This window comes from Wolbachia endosymbiont of Encarsia formosa (assembly GCF_039540065.1).
Classification (GTDB): Bacteria; Pseudomonadota; Alphaproteobacteria; order Rickettsiales; family Anaplasmataceae; genus Wolbachia.
In genome coordinates this window covers 593,710-612,125 of the sequence record NZ_CP154278.1, presented here as the reverse complement: position 1 = coordinate 612,125, position 18,416 = coordinate 593,710, and the positions used below count along the sequence as shown (strand labels likewise).

Annotated in this window: 20 protein-coding genes and 2 pseudogenes; 18 read left to right on the top strand and 4 right to left on the bottom strand. The window is 32.9% G+C overall.

Annotation, left to right across the window (positions count from 1 at the left end):
• Window positions 1-48: 48 nt before the first annotated feature.
• The 12 genes from AAE962_RS03260 (at window position 49) to AAE962_RS03205 (ending at window position 11,069) form a co-directional block, all read left to right on the top strand.
• A complete protein-coding gene (locus AAE962_RS03260; protein WP_343289555.1) occupies window positions 49-1,476 on the top strand; it encodes a HAMP domain-containing sensor histidine kinase in 1,428 nt (475 codons plus the stop codon).
• Window positions 1,477-1,653: 177 nt separating this feature from the next.
• Window positions 1,654-2,391 (top strand): hypothetical protein, encoded by a 738-nt coding sequence (locus AAE962_RS03255; RefSeq protein WP_343289554.1) that lies wholly within the window; start codon window positions 1,654-1,656, stop codon window positions 2,389-2,391.
• Window positions 2,392-2,501: 110 nt separating this feature from the next.
• The gene (locus AAE962_RS03250) at window positions 2,502-2,666 is read left to right on the top strand and encodes a hypothetical protein (protein ID WP_343289553.1); all 165 of its coding nucleotides are present in this window, start codon (window positions 2,502-2,504) and stop codon (window positions 2,664-2,666) included.
• Window positions 2,659-2,880, top strand: coding sequence for a hypothetical protein (locus AAE962_RS03245; RefSeq protein ID WP_143689851.1), 222 nt, complete (start codon window positions 2,659-2,661; stop codon window positions 2,878-2,880). Before AAE962_RS03250 ends, AAE962_RS03245 begins: the two co-directional genes overlap by 8 nt.
• A gap of 144 nt (window positions 2,881-3,024) precedes the next feature.
• Window positions 3,025-3,174: a hypothetical protein gene (locus AAE962_RS03240; RefSeq protein ID WP_343289552.1), complete on the top strand. Its 150-nt coding sequence runs from the start codon at window positions 3,025-3,027 to the stop codon at window positions 3,172-3,174.
• 2 nt (window positions 3,175-3,176) lie between these two features.
• On the top strand, window positions 3,177-3,377 hold the full coding sequence (locus tag AAE962_RS03235) for a hypothetical protein (protein ID WP_343289551.1): 201 nt from the start codon (window positions 3,177-3,179) through the stop codon (window positions 3,375-3,377).
• A gap of 381 nt (window positions 3,378-3,758) precedes the next feature.
• Window positions 3,759-3,911: a hypothetical protein gene (locus tag AAE962_RS03230; RefSeq protein ID WP_343289550.1), complete on the top strand. Its 153-nt coding sequence runs from the start codon at window positions 3,759-3,761 to the stop codon at window positions 3,909-3,911.
• Between the two features lie 418 nt (window positions 3,912-4,329).
• Window positions 4,330-5,340 (top strand): tRNA (adenosine(37)-N6)-threonylcarbamoyltransferase complex transferase subunit TsaD, encoded by a 1,011-nt coding sequence (tsaD, locus tag AAE962_RS03225; RefSeq protein WP_343289549.1) that lies wholly within the window; start codon window positions 4,330-4,332, stop codon window positions 5,338-5,340.
• A gap of 110 nt (window positions 5,341-5,450) precedes the next feature.
• Window positions 5,451-6,995, top strand: coding sequence for an ankyrin repeat domain-containing protein (locus AAE962_RS03220; protein ID WP_343289548.1), 1,545 nt, complete (start codon window positions 5,451-5,453; stop codon window positions 6,993-6,995).
• Window positions 6,976-7,848 (top strand): ankyrin repeat domain-containing protein, encoded by an 873-nt coding sequence (locus AAE962_RS03215; protein ID WP_343289547.1) that lies wholly within the window; start codon window positions 6,976-6,978, stop codon window positions 7,846-7,848. The genes AAE962_RS03220 and AAE962_RS03215 overlap by 20 nt, the downstream gene beginning before the upstream one ends.
• A 30-nt stretch (window positions 7,849-7,878) precedes the next feature.
• Window positions 7,879-9,132 carry a hypothetical protein gene (locus AAE962_RS03210; RefSeq protein WP_343289546.1) on the top strand — a complete coding sequence of 418 codons (1,254 nt, stop codon included), beginning with the start codon at window positions 7,879-7,881 and terminating at the stop codon, window positions 9,130-9,132.
• A gap of 191 nt (window positions 9,133-9,323) precedes the next feature.
• Window positions 9,324-11,069 (top strand): type I secretion system permease/ATPase, encoded by a 1,746-nt coding sequence (locus AAE962_RS03205; protein WP_343289545.1) that lies wholly within the window; start codon window positions 9,324-9,326, stop codon window positions 11,067-11,069.
• A gap of 99 nt (window positions 11,070-11,168) precedes the next feature.
• On the opposite strand, the gene AAE962_RS03200 is transcribed toward AAE962_RS03205, so the two are convergent.
• The 4 genes from AAE962_RS03200 to AAE962_RS03185 all read right to left on the bottom strand — a co-directional run bounded on the left by AAE962_RS03200 (window position 11,169) and on the right by AAE962_RS03185 (window position 14,016).
• Window positions 11,169-11,468, bottom strand: a complete 300-nt coding sequence (locus AAE962_RS03200; protein WP_343289544.1) for a hypothetical protein — start codon at window positions 11,466-11,468, stop codon at window positions 11,169-11,171.
• Window positions 11,469-11,480: 12 nt separating this feature from the next.
• Window positions 11,481-11,930: a hypothetical protein gene (locus tag AAE962_RS03195; protein ID WP_343289543.1), complete on the bottom strand. Its 450-nt coding sequence runs from the start codon at window positions 11,928-11,930 to the stop codon at window positions 11,481-11,483.
• A gap of 57 nt (window positions 11,931-11,987) precedes the next feature.
• Window positions 11,988-13,244, bottom strand: coding sequence for a pyruvate dehydrogenase complex dihydrolipoamide acetyltransferase (locus AAE962_RS03190; protein WP_343289542.1), 1,257 nt, complete (start codon window positions 13,242-13,244; stop codon window positions 11,988-11,990).
• A gap of 277 nt (window positions 13,245-13,521) precedes the next feature.
• Complete coding sequence (locus AAE962_RS03185; protein WP_343289541.1) at window positions 13,522-14,016, bottom strand: hypothetical protein; 495 nt, start codon at window positions 14,014-14,016, stop codon at window positions 13,522-13,524.
• A gap of 236 nt (window positions 14,017-14,252) precedes the next feature.
• On the opposite strand from AAE962_RS03185, the gene AAE962_RS03180 reads away from it, so the two are divergent.
• The 6 genes and pseudogenes from AAE962_RS03180 (at window position 14,253) to AAE962_RS03155 (ending at window position 18,382) form a co-directional block, all read left to right on the top strand.
• Window positions 14,253-14,453, top strand: coding sequence for a hypothetical protein (locus AAE962_RS03180; protein ID WP_343289540.1), 201 nt, complete (start codon window positions 14,253-14,255; stop codon window positions 14,451-14,453).
• A gap of 162 nt (window positions 14,454-14,615) precedes the next feature.
• Window positions 14,616-15,182 (top strand): hypothetical protein, encoded by a 567-nt coding sequence (locus tag AAE962_RS03175; RefSeq protein ID WP_343289539.1) that lies wholly within the window; start codon window positions 14,616-14,618, stop codon window positions 15,180-15,182.
• 258 nt (window positions 15,183-15,440) lie between these two features.
• Window positions 15,441-16,764: pseudogene (locus AAE962_RS03170) on the top strand (IS4 family transposase).
• Window positions 16,765-16,841: 77 nt separating this feature from the next.
• A pseudogene (locus AAE962_RS03165) lies at window positions 16,842-17,404 on the top strand (transposase); the annotation flags it as partial.
• A gap of 103 nt (window positions 17,405-17,507) precedes the next feature.
• Window positions 17,508-17,750, top strand: a complete 243-nt coding sequence (locus AAE962_RS03160; RefSeq protein ID WP_343288912.1) for a helix-turn-helix domain-containing protein — start codon at window positions 17,508-17,510, stop codon at window positions 17,748-17,750.
• Between the two features lie 320 nt (window positions 17,751-18,070).
• Window positions 18,071-18,382, top strand: coding sequence for an integrase core domain-containing protein (locus tag AAE962_RS03155; RefSeq protein WP_343288788.1), 312 nt, complete (start codon window positions 18,071-18,073; stop codon window positions 18,380-18,382).
• Window positions 18,383-18,416: the final 34 nt, after the last annotated feature.

Here is an 18,416-nt window from a genome sequence, read left to right as displayed (position 1 = left end):
AATTTTTTATTAATACCATAAAAGACGTTATTTCACAATGAGAAGAATATGTATAAATTAAGTAAATTAATGTTTACTACACTAAAAACAAATAGATATACAAAAATTATCTCGCTATTCTTATTAATTTTTGTGGTTTTATTGGGCACAATATACCGCAATTATTCATTAAAGAATAATTTTCTTTCTTTTTACCGTAATTCAAATGCAAACTTAAAAGATCTATTGGAAAATAGTATAATAAAAAAATATCATTATTTACTAATAGAAAAACATCATATTAAATATAACAGTTTTGATTACATAAACCAATTGGTAAAATTTCGTGCTGAATTATTACAATCAGTAAGCAAAGTAAGAAATTTTAGCCTAATACTGTATGATCAAAATGCCAGAGTAATTTTCAGTAATTTTAATACTCAAGGTCATAACTATGAGCAGTTGCTTACAAATGATGAAATTGATAAATTGCTAAGCAATCAAGAAATATTTTACGCTACAGGAAATACATTAACTTCTATTTTCCCTATATTTCATGAAGATGACATTAAGCCTTCATTTTTTTTGAAGATCATTCAAAGCTACAATGACTCTTATATTATGGCATATAGTCTATTTTCAATATTAATGGGCTTATTACTGGTTATCTTAATACTAATAATGCTTTATTTGCACTTTTCCAACACCCAAATGCTAGCCAAGCAGCATAAAACTAATATTGAATTACAAAGGGTTAAAGAGGCATTAGAGCAAGAAAATGCAAATAAGATAAAATTTTTTGCAAGTGTTACACATGAGTTGCGTACACCTCTTAATGCTATTATTGGATTTGCAAAGTTGATCAAAAATGAAACTTTAGGTTCGGTAGATCACTTTGAATACAAGGAATACGTAGACGATATATATAATGCTGGTACACATTTACTTGCTTTGATTAATGATGTGCTCGATTTTTCTAAAGCTGAATCAAGTAGTTTAACAGTAGAGAAAGTGAAGTTTAATCTGAATAAGATAATAGATTCGTGCTTAAAAATGTTATCACCTAAACTAAAAGAAACAGGTATTAGTTTAAAGAAAGAGATATCTGATAAACAATTATTAGTTATTGCAGATCCCAAAAGAATGAAGCAAGTTATAATAAATTTGTTATCAAATGCAATCAAGTTCACCCCTAAAGGTGGTTTAATAAGAATGGTTATTAAAGAGAATATAGAAAAAAATTTATTAACTATTGAGTTTCATGATAATGGAATAGGGATAATGCAGCAGGACATATATAAAGTTATGTCCGTTTTTGGTCAAGCAGATTCAGGATATAGAAATGAAGGTACAGGTATCGGATTACCGCTAAGCAAGAAATTAGTAGAGTTAATGGGTGGGACTTTCAGCATTAAAAGTGAAGCAAAGCTTGGTACTACGATAACATTGAACTTATTTTATGAAGAACAAACATGTGAAGATCTGATTGATTTTTAGTAGAATATATTTGATATTGCACTTTTATATCTAGTACATTCCTAAGTCATACTGACATGATACCTCTTGACTGCTAACAAGTAGCGGGATGTCAGTGAACTTAAACTACTTTAGCTATACTTCCTAAAAATACTTTATAGCTCTTGAGTATAAAGAAAATTCCTTTAATAATGTAGCATGCTAACCAGGAACTTAATAAAACAAGCAACTCAAGTAGGAAGTGGTGAAAACGTAATACAATATGTCGAATATCTCTATCAATTTGAGAAATTTAGAAATACATTGAACCTCACTTTGTCACTAATAAAGCAAAATAGACTCTCATTTGAAATATATCAAGAAGTATTAATGGATATGGAAGAGGGAGTGTGTAAGACAATTCGATCTTCTGGTTTAAATAAGTATGTTATTGTGCTAAGAAGGTCAAATCCTTACATCATAGTACATGAACTTTCACATATGGTTGAAAATGAACTAAACTTAATCTTAGAGCAGGAATTTCTCTATAAATTTTATCAGGATATTGAGCAGAACTTGAAGCAGTCAAATATTCTGGTACAAAAAATTATTGGTCAAGTTATATTTACAGAGATACAAGCTTATCAAACTCCAAAATCACGTGCATCTGAGTTATTCGCACGCTATTTTGAGCTGTTCGCTTGGGATCAGGAAGTTTATCCTAAAGATAAAGAATATCTAATTCGCACTCAAGATTTAAACAAAGTATTTCTTGCTACTAACCAATGGAAAAAGAGCTATCTAGATCCACAAATAATGGAGAGAATAGATAAAGAAGTAAAGGAGTATAGCAACAAAACGGCCTTTAAAGATATAAACAGAGTACAAAGCAGCTGGACTAATAAATTTTCTCCTGGGAGTAAAAAAATTAGTTCTATATTTGGAGACAGTGATTAGATTATATCTAGATGTTCTTCTGCATTTACCATTATAGGTGAATCCACTAATGAGCAGTGGAATTGTGATTTTCATTGATAAGGTAATTCTAGCATTTTACAATGCTAGTGATGAGATATAATAAAGAGATGCATGCAAATATAGACTTGCCACCTGAGGTAAGCACTAGAGATCTTATAGTAAATATGCTAAAAGGTTCAGTAGGTTGTGTTCTAGGGCGATATAAACAACCAGTAATATCTCCTAATGGGCTGAAAAGAGGTAAAATTGTCTGATGATTTTATTGATGTGCTGATGGGAAGGGAAGTACAAATATCCCGCAATGCTGTCATAGCAAAGTGTATCAGGGTAATAATGCGTGCAAATGGGGAAGAAATATCAGAAGAGAAAGAAATAAAATCCCAGGGATTTGTTACAACACTAAAGGAAGAAATTAGGATATCTGCCAGAGAGAGCATTATAGAATGGGCTGCTAACGGAAGGGTTTAAGCAGACCACTACCTAATTTAGAATATGTTACTGTAGCTACAAGTCAGTAAAGCAGGCAATAATAGTAAAGTTAAAAAAATTACTTGTATTAATAATATATTAATTATATACTCTTAATAGAGTAATATATTGAGGATATTTATTATGAGCATATTAAGTAAAAAATCATTATTAAAAACAGCTATTGTAATGTTGTTATTAATTTGTGTGTCAAGTGCATCTTTTGCTTTTGAAAAAAGTGCAAGCAACAGTGAGAATGAGCATAAAAATGAAAAAAACAGGAGTGTTATGTAGGTTTGACCGTAGGTCAAAAACTTCATCCTTTTCATGACTTAGTGAACAAATTATTCAGTGCCTCTGCTGGTTGTAAATTTGAAGATTTTAGTATTGAGATTGAGAGTATGACTCCAACGAGTGGAGACGAAGGCATCCCCACTCTTATGCTAATGACAAATGGTTACTATCACTTTAATAATAGCAGTCTTTTTACTCCATAAATTGGTTTTGGTGTAGGATTAGCCCAATTAAGCCGATACATCAATTTTGACACGAAAGATGATTTCATAAAAGCTTATCAGGGAAAGTTTGGTTTAAGCTATCGTTCAAGTAGTTCAACTGAGATATCTTTTGGTTACAAATTTCTTGGTTTGCTAAATAATACTCCTAAGATAAAGCAGCTTCAAGATTATGATAGATATCATTCTCATTCTCATATAGTAGAAATTGGATTTAGGTTTTATATCTAGTTCATTGAGTGGTAGGTACCTACCACTTAAAAACTTACTTTTATTAAAAGATTGACTTGTTTTATTACTAGTATAGCATACCAAAGATATTTATTATTAGTATAAATATCACTACTAAAAACAGCTATTTCAATGTTGTTATTAATCTGTGTATCAAGCACATCTTTTTCTTACAAAAACATTGAGAGCAACGGTAAGGATAAAGATAAAAAAGCAGAACATTTTTATACGAGTGTAAATCTAGGTGTGGTAAAATCAGCGTTACTCAATACAGAAAAAGGATAGGAGAACTCTAATAAAGAAGGTTTTTTATTAGCAGTGCTATTGGCCATAGAATTGAAAACATGGATACAGAATTTGAGATTCTTGATATATCTTCAACGGAAAGAATAGAACTTAGTAATCCTTCTTCTATTATTAAGGATTTTTAATAATGAAAGCGATTTTATCCCATAAGTTGGAAATTGGCAAAAGGTTTATTACAGGGTAAAGAAAGAAATTAAGATTTCTGACCAAGAGAATATAATGAAAATGAGTTGCTGATTAATTCATGGAAAGGGTTTAGGAAGGACGCTATTTGATCTAGAACTGCATCTATAAGTCAGCAAAATAGGTAATAGTGTAGATTTAGCTCAAGGTATATATGTTTTCCAGTTAACTTCTACAGCATTTCAAGGTATAGTTTTTTATAATCAAAGTATTTATGAAGACTATTTTAGCTATTGAAACAAGCTGCGATGAAACTGCAGTTGCAATTGTAAATAGCAACAAGCAAGTTCTTGCTCACGAAATTCTTTCTCAGGCAGAACATAAAAAGTGCGGTGGAGTGATTCCCGAAATAGCATCGCGTGCTCATATGAAGCATTTAAGTGGTTTAATAAAAAGTGCTATGGAAAAATATAACCTTAGTTTTTGTGATTTGGATGCAATTGCAGCGACATCAGGACCAGGACTCATAGGTGGATTAATAGTTGGTACAATGATGGCTAAAGCAATTGCGCATGTAGCACAAAAACCGTTTATTGCAGTCAATCACTTAGAAGCACATGCGTTAGTTGTTAGGCTACTATATGAAGTTAAATTTCCGTTTTTAGTCCTACTGATATCAGGTGGCCATTGTCAATTTTTAATTGCACAGGATGTAGGTAAATACATCAAACTTGGAGAAACGCTTGATGACTCATTAGGAGAAGCATTTGACAAAGTCGCTAAGATGCTGGGTCTAAGCTATCCAGGAGGTCCATTGATTGAAAAATTAGCTAAAAAAGGTGATGGTATGAGATTTAAACTGCCAAGGGCGATGACAAAACGCTCCGGATGTGACTTTTCGTTTTCTGGAATTAAAACAGCAGTAAAAAACTTAATACGAGAACTTGTAATGAATGAACAGGATGTATGTGATATGTGTGCCTCATTTCAAGAGTGTGTCAGCGACATACTACTTGATAGAGTCAAAAATGCAATTACTATTGCTTCATCCTTAAATATTAAAATTAATGATTTTGTAATTACTGGTGGAGTTGCAGCAAATAATTTCCTGAAAGAGAGATTAAAAAAGCACATAGACTTGAACGTGCTTTCTCCTCCAAGCAATTTATGTACAGACAATGCAGTGATGGTTGGATGGACAGGAATTGAAAGGTTACAGAGAAGCTATGTAGACTCTCTTGACTTTGCACCAAGGCCAAAGTGGGAATTAGAAAAATATTACTAGCACAAAAAATTATCTACTATATAATGCGGCCGCTGGTGAATTTTTGTAGGCTTGAAAATTATAGTGGAAAGCCTTATTAACTACCAGCATTACTATTTATGAGGTACAGTATGTTCAAAAATACAGTTACTAGTGTTTTCAAAGATCAATCTAGTACAAGCGCGACACTCAGTTCAGGTTTATTTGCTGCGGGAACCATTGGTATGACCAGAGCAATTAGTAAGATTGACCTCTCTTCATTACAAAGCAATTCAGAAGATAAAGTCAATAAGCAAGACCTAATAATCATATATGATTATATTAATAAAGTAACTCAAGAAGAAAACTATAATATATGTACTAATAATCTTGATTGTATAAAAAGCAGGATTTTAGCAGAAAATATAAGTGATTCATTAGCTGAAAAATTTTGTCAAGATGGATGGAATATAACAAGTACTGATGGTTCTTCGCTATTAACAGTGGCTATTGAAAGAATTTGGGAAGAACAAAAGAAAAATAGGAATTATGATATTCATGTTGAAATAGCTGTATCTCTAATTCTTGGTATGAGCAGAGAATTGATTATAAAATTGGAGAATTTTGCAGATAGTAATGATAAAACACTTCTACATTACTTAGCTGAGTCGGGTAAAGAAGATATTTTACGTTTTGTGATAGAAAGTTCTGATTTTGACATTGAAGAAGCAGTAAGGAATAAAGATAGAGATGGTAAAACACCACTACACTATGCGGCTAAATCTGGCAATAAAGAATGCTTTAAAATTCTCACGGAAAATGAAGCAGATTTGAGTTGCACTACCAATAATAAAACTGAGTTACACTATGCTGCCAGAAGCGGAAGTTCTAACCTCCTAGAACATTTAAAAGAAATATTTACAGCAAAAGGAATTTTTGATAGGGAGAAAATTAAAACAGATAAATATGGAAATAACGCATTACACTATGCTGCACAATCTGGAAATGCTGAGTGCGTAAAATTCTTCATTGATAATCAAGTACAATTTTTAAAAAATCAATATAATGAGAATCCTTTGCACAAGATTGCAGGTGCTAAAGTTGATCAAGGCAATGCTATAAATTTTCTTATAGATCATCTAAAATTGTTAGGTAGGCTAAAAAGTGAAATTAATCAACAAGATGTAGATAGTAATACCCCATTGCATATAGCTGCACAAAATGGAAATAAACACCTAATAAAAGTGTTTTGTGAATTAGGTACAAAAATTGTTAAAAATAAGCAAGGTAACACCCCTTTACATATTGCTATTATACATGGTAATGCAGATTGTATAGAGCTATTTCATGAAAATATAGAAAATAGCATTCTTAAATCTAAAGGTGAGCATAGAAGAGATCTTGTACATTTGGCTGCAATGTACGGGAAGTATGATTGTCTAACATTTTTACTCAATAAATTTCCTGATTACGATTTAAGCACAGAAACACGCAAAGGAAATATGGCCCTACACTTAGCTCTATCGAGTAATACAGAAACAGAACTAAGAAAAAAATGTGTGAGTCTATTAATAGACAGAAGCATGCAAGTAAATAAGAGTAATAATGAAGGAAACACCCCTTTACATTTTGCTGCCGAACTTGATTTATCGTTTTTAAGCATGATAGAAAAAAAAGTTGAAAGAGAAGAAATTTGACGTTTACCAAGAGGTTTTGCGTGAGAATAGCAACGGTGACACCGTCTTTCATATGGCAGCGCGTGTTGGCAATAAATCATGCCTTGAGCACCTTTTCTCTCTTATACAAAAAGGAGAAATAGAAGAGATTTTAGATAAAAAAAATGAAAATAGACAAACTTTACTGCACTTATCTATGTTAAGTGGAAGTAAAGAATGCTCTCAGTATTTGATGCAAGAGAGTCCAATTGATATTTTGTTAGAGCAAAACACACAAAAAGAGTTGCTATTTGTAGCTGCTTTAAGTGGTAACAAGGAATGTCTTGAATTTTTAGCGGAAAAGCTTGTAAAGAGAAACTTGGCTAATAGCGTTGAAGTATTATTTTCTCGCAACGATGAAAATAACAATACACTGCTACACATGGCTGCTCTTGCCGATGGCGTAGTATGTTCTCAGTATATTATTGAAAGCGTTTCTAAATCAACTATTAGAAAACTCTTTAACACAAACAATCATAAACTTACACCTTTACACTTAGCTGCCATGACCCTTAATGCTGAAGTAATAGAATATTTTATAACAGATAATTATCACTATACTGAGAAAATGTTAAATGTTGTATCTAAATCTGACAGAACACCATTACAATATCTTGTAATGCATGATAATGATTTTGAAAGAATCTTAGATGAGGATTTTAAGCAAGGTCAATTTTTGAAAAAGTTGGTTTTAGAAAAGCGTAAACAAAATGAGCACTTAAGGGAAAAAGCTATTAAAGCCTTATTATACCTAACAACCATCAACAGAGGGAAAATTATAAATAAGAAAATAAATTTTGACATAAAAGATAATAAAGGAAAAACATTTTTATAATATGCTCTTGAATATAAAAATATAAGTATCTTGAAGTTATTTTTAGATTCTTTTTATGAAATACGGGAAAACCTCAAAGGGAAATATGATAAACTTGAGCTAGGATATCAAGAAAAAAGCCGAAAGATTTTAGAATTCATTACCATACTCATGTTAGCATCAAATTCTATTAGTTATTTTTTCATTCCCAATAATCAGCAGTCAGAATCTGCAATAAAAAAATTTTTTGACTTTATTGTCATGTTCTCTTCTATCCTATCACTTTTATTTATGTTATCCAACTTCATGATTGGCACTAAAAAAGAACCTATTAAACGTAAGATAGAAAGCTATACTGAAAAAATAAACAGAATTGAAGAGGTCACAGGAAAGTTAGCCAAGACAATAGTAGAAGTTCATAATTCAGAAGGATACAACGCAATATTGGAACAACTAGCAAAGAATTCAGAAGGCATTTTACAAGTGAAAAGTATGCTTGACAAGCTTATGCATGCAGTTAGCTTAGAGAGTAGAGACAAACTCAATATTTCTTCTCAGAAAATGAATAGGTGTGATAGTACAGTGTTAGCAGAAAGAAGAAGTTCTTCTTTTCTGGGCAATTTAGGAGAAAAGCTTGATCAGTATGTAAGACGCAACAGTAGAGTACAAAATATAATGGACAAGTTAGATAATCCATCATGTGTAATTGCTATAAATGAGGATTCAGAAAGTAAACCCAAAACTCCGAAAAACAAATTCAAGAATGTTGCAACCAAGCTAAAAAGAGTCAGTATCTTTAGTAAGAAAAAAGAAGATCTTATTTCTTCATCAAGCCTATCAGAAGGTGCTAATCAAGAGAATATTACAAGAATGAATGAAGAAAACTGTGGGTTGATAAAACGATTTGGTGATACCAATAAGTATTTAATATTTTCGACTCCTTTTAATCCAAGCGGTTCAACCTCAAGAGAAGAGTGTGGTAACAATCATAGTGCAGCGTGTCATGTGAGTGATGGTAGTGCAAATAATCCTGTGAGTGATAAGGAAGTTAGTAAATCTCCATCTCTAATACTTTCTAACCTTGAGGAGGGGATTATTGTTGACTGTTTTAAATGCGAAAGATATAGACCAAGGGTATATTCAAGTCCATCTTGTATAAGAAAAAGAGCAATTATAACTTATGAAACACTTCCTGATCATGTAGAAAGAAAAAAGATACAGAGTATAGTCCCTGACCCTGATATCATCAACTTTCAGAGGAGTGATAGTAAGAATTCTAGTAAACTGTCATTGAGTAGTAGATAAGGAAAACATAGAACAATTGGCAAGGTTATAGTAGAGAAGGAATTAGATAGTCTTGCTATAAAAAAGTTTATGTTTCCCTATTCGCATATGTTAATATTTTATTATGTTAACGATAGGGTAAGGCAATAGCTGTTAATACTTTTGAAACAAAAATTATATATGGTGAATATAATAAAATTAAAAGGAAGATTGTGGAAATCACTCCGTCAATAAAAAAGGAATTAAAGCAAAGTATACTATATACTTGTCTAGAGAAGTGCAAGAGTGCGTTTTGGTTTATTTTCTGGTTTAGCTCAGGGATTAATGCGTTAATGTTATTTTTGCCACTTTATACCTCTCAGGTACTTGATCGAGTGATATCGAGCGAGAGTGTGTCAACACTAGTTATGCTGACGATTATTACTTTATCTGCGTTTGCATGTTCTGCAATGCTTGAAACTTGTCGATATTTAGCTATGGCAAAAATAGGTGATTGGATCGATAAAACTGCAACACCAGACCTAATAGTAAGGTCAATTAGATTAACATCAGTGCAAAGCTCAACTTCAAGTGGTGAAGCAATACGAGATCTTGGGGTAATAAAAAATTTCATTACAGGAAATGGTATATTTTCACTATTCGATACTCCATGGTCGTTAATCTACCTTGTTGTGATCTTTATGATACATACCTCTACAGGGTTTATAGCTATTGCCGGGATCATTATATTAGTTTCAATGGCAGTATGGAATGAACTTGCCACTAAGAGTATACTGCGAGAGACTAATGAAGAAACTATACGTAATATTAATGCTATAGATGTTGCAACAAGAAATGCAGAGGTGGTTGAGGCTATGGGTATGTCAGAATTTATAGTTTCTGATTGGTGTAAACGGAATGATCAAAATCGTGCAATGCAAGTCACAGCACAGAATCGTTCTAATGTGATTACTGGGATTACTAAGTTTCTACGCTCAACTCTGCAAATATCAGTAATTGGAACAGGAGCATTACTTTCAATTACAGCTCACAAAACTGCCGGTAGTATCATTGCTGCCTCGATTTTGATGGGTAGAGTATTGGCTCCATTTGATGCAGCAGTTCATACTTGGAAATTTTTAAATCAAGCCAGGATGTCATATGGCAGGCTGCAAAGACTTATCCTAACATCCCCAAAAAGAGAGCAAACTATGGCTCTACCAGAGCCTGAAGGGAAGTTGGAATTTGATAGGGTATTTTTTACTCCTTATGGGAGCAATAAGCCAACAGTAAAAGGAATCTCATTTGTAATAGAACCAGGGGATGTTGTTGGTGTTATTGGTGCAAGTGCTTCTGGTAAATCGACCATTGCAAAACTAACCGTTGGTGTTTGGAAACCCATATCAGGTGTAGTCAGACTAGATGGTGCTGATGTATATACTTGGAATCGAGAGAACTTTGGTAATTATGTTGGTTACTTACCTCAAGATATTGAGTTATTTAACACGAGCGTTAAAGCTAATATTGCCCGCATGAGACCAGATCCAAATCCTGAAGAAATAATCAAAGCAGCAAAAATTGCAGGAATACATGAATTAATACTGAGCTTACCAAATGGGTATGATACAACAATAGGAGGACCTGGAGGAGTAATACTCTCTGGTGGCCAAAAACAGCTTCTTGGACTTGCAAGGGCTTTCTATGGTAATACTAAGCTTTTAGTGCTTGATGAACCGAATGCTAACTTAGACAGTAATGGAGAGGCGCGCTTGATTAATGCAATCAATGTTGCAAGAGAGCAAAATACTACCACTGTTATCATCACTCATAAGCTACAGCTACTATCTGCAGTCAATACAGTGATCGTCATGTCAGATGGTGTTATTTATGCTATGGGACCAAAAGATGAGATTTTGAGTAGATTAGTTGCTCCATCACCAGATGACACAGAAGATAAACGTTCTTCAGCAAGTGGTTAAGAAAGAGAGAAGTTGTCACACTTCTCTTTCTATTATAGAGTACTATATGCACAGTTTATAAAATCTTAAGCAATTGTTATTCGAAAAATCCAATAATGATTAGCCACGGAACCTATTTGCTAATTCTCTCACATTAACCTTAGACATTTCTGATGTAGGCTCTTGTGTATATGAGACATCAGATTTAACGCCTTTTTTGTCATGACCTTTAGTAATAGAACATACTACAGTATCAGCCTTTACATGCTTAACACTTGGATCTGATTGAAACCCATGCTTTCTTTCCATTTGTGCTTCAAGCTTACTGCTAGCATGTGTAACCCTACACCTTTCTAGATTACGGTCACGTTTGTCAGGAGCTACATATCCATCTATATCACTACATAAGAACGGGTGCACTTTGAACCTGTCTTAACTAACACCATTTTCAACACTTGCAGAATTATGAGCTTTTCTATTATTGCGCATTTTATCTACAGCTTCCTTTATTTTTTCTTTTGATGGTTTTGGCAGCAGTGCTGGCTTATATGCACATGCTGGTAGTTCTGGAAATGAGTCTTCATGAGACAGCAAATGACTTTGGTTTCTCTTACTATCTGATTCTTCAATATTCTTTATTGATGTCTTGAAAGAGTTTTCGTTTTTCTTTTTTAGATCTAACTCATTTAATCCGCTTCCAACATTATTTTTTCTTGTTGTAGTGTGAATAACACCTGGAAGTTTCACTTCATACTTAAATTTTTTATCAATGGTATCCATTGACTCATTAGACGAGGAATCTATTTGAAACCTATCGTTTGAAAATTTTGATTTTGCAGCATCAAAAAATATACTACGTTTTTCTATCTTTTTATCAGTCATATTTTACCTCTAAACCTATCAATTAATAAAAGTATAAATTAAGAGGTATTAATTTTATTATAATAATAAATGCTCAAGAAGCATCACCGTAGGGTTTTCTATATAGTACTTAAAGGCATTTAAAAATTTTGCTCCGAGTGCTCCATCAACTGCTCTGTGGTCAACAGAGAGAGTAACTTTCATTATCTCTGCTATCTCTATTTTTTCACCTATGACAACCGGCTGTTTTTTAGATTCACCAACAGCCATAATGCAAGATTGAGGTGGATTGATTATAGCGCTGAAAGTTTTTATACCAAACATGCCTAAGTTGGAGATAGTAAATCCTCCTCCTTGAAATTCTTCAGGCTTTAGTTTTCCAGATCTTGCCCTACTTACTAAATCTTTCACTTCTTTTGATATAGATAAAACACTTTTTTCATCAGCATTTTTTACTATAGGAGTAATCAGTCCATCCTCAAGCGCTACAGCAATTGAGATATCTATATTTGAGTATCTTACTATTTTAGTATCTATCCACGATGAGTTTATATCAGGAAATTTTTTCATGCTGAAAGCCACAGCTTTTATAATTAAGTCATTAATTGTTACTTTATTGTTTTCATTTGCTGAATTAACCTCATTTTTGAGCGATATTAGCTTATCAACGTGGCAGTCTACAGTTAAATAAAAGTGTGGAATATTTTGCTTAGATTCAACTAGGCGCTGCGCTATCACTTGGCGCATATTGCTTACTTCAACTGTTGTATTTTCCTCAAATCTCTCATAGCTTTTAGTTTGATCTAAAAATTCTAATACATCAGCTTTGATGATACGACCATATGGACCTGTACCTTTTAATCGCTTTATATCAACACCTTCATTTTGAGCTATTTTTTTAGCTAAGGGGCTTACTTTTATTCTATTTTCTGTTGCTCTATCCTCTTTTTTAGATCCCAGTGTCACACACTGGGATGACATTAAAGAGCTAGATGAAATCGAAGGGTTGGATGAAAAATCGGCTTCAACCTCCTTCTCAACCTTGGTATTGACGGCAGAAGCTAAATCAAGTGCGCTTTTATCTTCCCCTTCCTCTAACATTAGAGCTATCAGTTGATTTACAGGTACGCCACTTGTTCCTTCCGACACTAAAATTTTTGCTAAAACTCCTTCATCGACAGATTCAAACTCCATTATGGCTTTATCAGTCTCAATTTCAGCGATTACATCACCTATTTCAACTTTATCTTGTTCTTTTTTACACCACTTTACAATTTTTCCTCCAGTTTTACTCATTGTTGGGGAAAGAGCAGGCATCAATATTTCTATAGGCATTTATTCTGCATTAAAAGATCTATTTAATTTTTAATTTACTCTTTACTCTATGTCAATCTAATCGTAAATTATGATACTTATATCATCCTAGTACGTGATCTTGGTTGACTACTGTTATCCTACTATTTCTATTGCTTAGTCCTAGACAGAGTACAAATAGTAAGATTATCATGAAAATAGACGAATCTGTTATAATGGAAATAGAAAAATATAGTACTTACTATCCTCTCACAAACATATAGCTTGGATACAGAAAAAATTTATATGAGGGAGCTGGTTAAATTGATAAAAGATCAGAATTAATAGTAGTTTCCGAATCTTCTGTAGCAGGCTCTTCATGTGAAGCAGAGGATACACTAACTTCTTTATCCTCTGTCCTCTGTATAGAACTACCATAAAAACTCCTTAACATCTCTTCAGCAGATGAATTTAAAATCTGTATAATAGACTTTTCACTTTGTTCTTTCATCGATTGATCCATTCTAGAAATCAACTCGGAAAATTCACTACCTTCTTTTCTAGCTTCACTTTCTATCTTATTTTTTATGCTTTCTATATTACTTTGGTTAATTTCTTCTTTCGTTATGTTAAATGAATTAGCAATACCTTGATACTTAATCTCACAATCGCCACAACCAATTATACACAGAGCGACAGATCTAGATATTTCACTTGTAGCCCAATTGTGTATAGTGTAAGCCAAGTAATTGTCATGGTATTTTATATCAAGCTGTTCCTCTATAAACTCAGAAATTTTCTTTTTTAAAGACATAAAGTACCTCCTTCTTACATTACTGTACCTTCTGATTAAAGTACAACAGCTGCTTCTAAATAGCAATCCATATATGGTTTACTTTAATAAATTATTAAAGTAAGAAGCTTTTACATCCTAAAACATAACTTAGATAGGCCAATGTAAAAAGATTTTTAAACGAGAATTATCGTATATATATTACTTATTTGGCCAAATTATTTTGGCAAAATAGCATATAAAAGTTGAGGCTAATTATGAATATTAAAGAACGAAAGGATTTACAACAGGAGTTATTAGGAATTGTTTTCAATATACTGGTAGAAAGTGAAGATAGTACCATAGAAACTATGGAGCTAAGAGCAGTAGAGATAATTAAAAAAATAAAAGAATACATTAATGATGATATAGAACATGGTACAGGATTTGATAGTCAAAAAATGCCAATTTTAGACTGAATTGTTGCTTGTGATTATCAGAATCATGTTAGACTAAACAACAAGTCGCTATTAAAATTTGAAAAGACAATTAAGGATGTTGGAGGAAGATCAAAGCGAAATTCAAGAGGTTATGTTGGAGGTGAAAGAGAAACATTTCTGAATTTCCACTTCTTTGAAAACGTGAATGAAAGAAGGGCAAGGAACTATGAGAGATTAGATCATGTTCTAAATCAACCTAGGAGAGTTCTCCTTAGCAACAGGGATGAAAATATAGTAAGGCAAAGAACGCAAGAGATACTAAATAACATCAGAGATCTTGATAGAGCAGCTGACAGAGAACTATTCTCTGGAAACAGGAGTGAAAGTATAAGAAGACCAGGAGAACAAATGCAGCCAAGTGAAGTATCACTAAATCTCTCCGAAAATAGGGAATATACAATAATGAGAGAAAGAAGAAGAGCGGGAAGGCGAATGCGGCCAAATTTTGTTAGACGTGAAAGAGAAGTACCACTTAGTTCAAAAATAGGACAATTAATTGTTGTAGTTTCGTCCATAATTGTAGGTGCTTTCATTGGTACAATGGTTGGTATGGTCATTGCTGGTTTATGTATTGAGCTTTGTGTAATCACCACTGCACAACCGATTCTTCTCATCATGGGTGCTACTGCTGTTATAGGAGCTATTGTAGCAGGAACTGCTCCTGTATTAAAGCTAATAGAGATGTTTAAAGGTCAAGCTTTCTCCTAGTATCGGTCTGGAAAGCTCTAATACTGAACATACTTATTTAAATAGGCAAAGAGTTATTTAGAAAAAAAATTGGAGAAATGTTCAAGGAAGTTCATTGGTAAAATGCAGAGGTTTAATTATAGCTTTGTAGTTTAGATTCTGGTTAAAGATTGGGAGTGTTAAATAAACCATAAGCGTCAAGTTAAGGAAATAAAGGTATGAAAGAGATAGAATAATAAGGTATAAGTTCTCCCAGATATACTTTTAGTGAGAGAACCAATGAATAAAATAACTTGCTTATCAAAAAAGCTCAAAGAATTTTTTAATGAAAAAGCAGATAAAATCTCAATTAGAACAGGGTTCATAAAAAGAAAGAGAAAGCTAAGAGGTTCATCGTTTATAAAAGCCATGGTCTTGGGAAATATAGGGGTTGATAATTGTAGCATAGAAACAATGTGTCAATTATTAAATGAAGACTCGATAGAGATGACAAAACAGGGTTTAGACTTTAGATTTACCGAGGAAGCAGTGGAATTTATGAAAAGGATGTATAATGAATCTTTAATGTTATTTAAAGGTATTTTGCAAATTAATTGTAGAATTTTGAAGCACTTTAGAAGTGTTAAGTTATTGGACAGTAGCTATATTAGCCTACATAATAGTATGGAAAACATGTATAAAGGATATGGCACAAGCTACAGTGGTTATGAAAGCAATACTAAATCTGTAATAAAATTACAACTAGTTTTTGATTACCTAAATCAAACATTAACCCAACTTAACATAACAGAGGGAATAAGGTCAGACCATGGGTATATAAGGTATTTAAGCAGTATATCAAACAACGATTTGCTAATATCTGACCTGGGTTATTTTGTGCCAAGTTCTTTTAAGCAACTCAATGAAACAGGAGCTTATTTTATAAGTCGTTGATACCAATATATATGATATAGAAACAAATCAAAAAATAGAGTTATTAGAATGTTTAGAGGATAAATTATTTCTAGAAAATGATGTGCTGTTAGGAAAAGAGACAAAAGTTAAAGTAAGAATTATATGTCAAAAGCTAACTGAAGAACAGTCCATGGCCAGAAGAAGAAAGGCTAATAGATTAGCAAAATCACATGGGTATACATCTTCTAAAAGGAACCAAAAGTTATTGAATTGGTCAATATTCATAACTAATGTTTCAGAGAATAAAATTAGTGCTGAACAGGTATTAACAATTTACAGAGCAAGATGGCAAATTGAACTATTATTCAAATTATATAAGAGCCATATAAGACTTGATAAACTGAAAGGAAAGCCATATAGGGTATTATGTGAATTATATGCTAAATTATGTGCAGTTCTTATATTTCATGGAATAGTTGGTTGTACAGAACTAAAAAAGGACACAGAACTTAGTCTAACAAAGGCATTCATCGAACTAAAAAGAAGAATTAGGGAGTTATTTTTAGCATTAAGCAGTAGAATTAATAATTTGAGAATCTTCCTAAAAAAGCTTACCACAGACTGGTCACAATTTTCTGTGAAAGACAGGTATAGAAAAATTAGAGTCTCCACACTAAGCTCATTGAACTTTCTAACACTTGCTTCTTAACTTGACGCTTATGGTTAAATAAACTGTGTCAAACCGAAAAGAAAAGTAATAAATTGATATAAAAATGGAGGTTTGACATGAGTCAAAAAATAGCAAACAGAACTACCGGATTGGTAGACTATAAAGAATTAGAAACAAATATTTTATCATCTATAAGAAAAGGTAGACCGCTAACGGGAAGAGATGGAGCATTAACACCATTTATAAAAAAGCTGTTGGAGGCAAGTCTGGAAGGTGAGATAGTTGTCTGTTGAAAGCGAGGAAAATAATCGCAGAAATGGGAGGAATGGAAAGACTTTGCGGACAAGTGCAGGTTCATTTGAGCTGCTAACACCAAGAGATAGGAAGGGAAGTTTTGAACCGCAAATAGTCAAAAAAAGACAAACAACAGAACTTGAAGCAAAGGTCTTAAGCACATATGCCAGTGGCATGGGATAAAGAGTTCACATGTTGAGGAAATATATGACCACAAAATATCAGCAGCAGAGATATCTAGTATTACCGATAAACTGCTACCAGTAATCAATAGAATGGCGCATCCGCTCACTGCAATCAGTGTATCCAATAGTATTTATGGTTTTTTAAGGTCAAGGAGGACGGACATTGCATAAGTTGTGTGATTCATAGATGTTATTACAATAAGAATATAAGGTCAAATAGAAATTTGGATTTGCAGTAGTTTATAGACCTTATTACAATTGCAAAGGATAAATTAGTTAATCTAGGGTTAAACTACGTCTGAGTTGGATAAAACTATACAAAAAGTTTGGTCATGCAGGAAAGAGCATTATGGTATTTCACGTTTTACCTTACGTAAATGGTACAAACGTTATGAAGAGTTAGGTGAAAAAGGATTAGTAGATCTCAGTAGTAAGCCTAAAACTTCACCTTTGCAAAAGATCAATGAATCAGATGAGCAGCTTATTCTTCATCTAAGACAAACTAGAAAGCTAGGGGCAAGAAACCGAGTTAAGACGTCTATATGATTTATCCTTGTCATTGGCTACTATACACAAAATTTTCAAAAAACATAGTGTAAGTCTTCTGCATGTTAAACGTCATTATCGCAAACATGTCAAGCGTTATAACTGTAAAGTACCTGGAGAGCGTGTGCAGATGGATGTGTGCAAAATATCGTCAGGGCTTTATCAATATACTGCTATAGATACGTTATAAAATTGTTGCATTATATTCAAGAAGTACTTCAAAAAACACTTTAGATTTCCTAAAACAACTAAGAGAAAGAATACCTTTCCATTGCCAAAGGATTCAAACTGATAGAGGGCAAGAATTTTTTGCTTATGAGGTGCAAGAATGTTTGAAGGAATGGAAAATTAAATTTCGTCCTATTAAGCCGTTTTCTCCACACTTAAATGGTAAAGTGGAAAGAGCACAGCGTACAGACTTAGATGAGTTTTACAGTATCGTTACCATCAAGAGCTCTGAATTGCAAATTAAACTTAGGGATTGGGAAGAGTATTATAATAAACACCGCCCTCATAGCGCTCTTCAAGGAAAAACTCCTTGGGAAAAATATAAGGAACTGGAAAATACGATTCCTTGCTTAAGTGAAAAACTATATCTTATCAAAAGAGTCGTTTGTCATGCAAAATTGTAAACACAATCAGAAACTACAATCACTTCAAAAATGC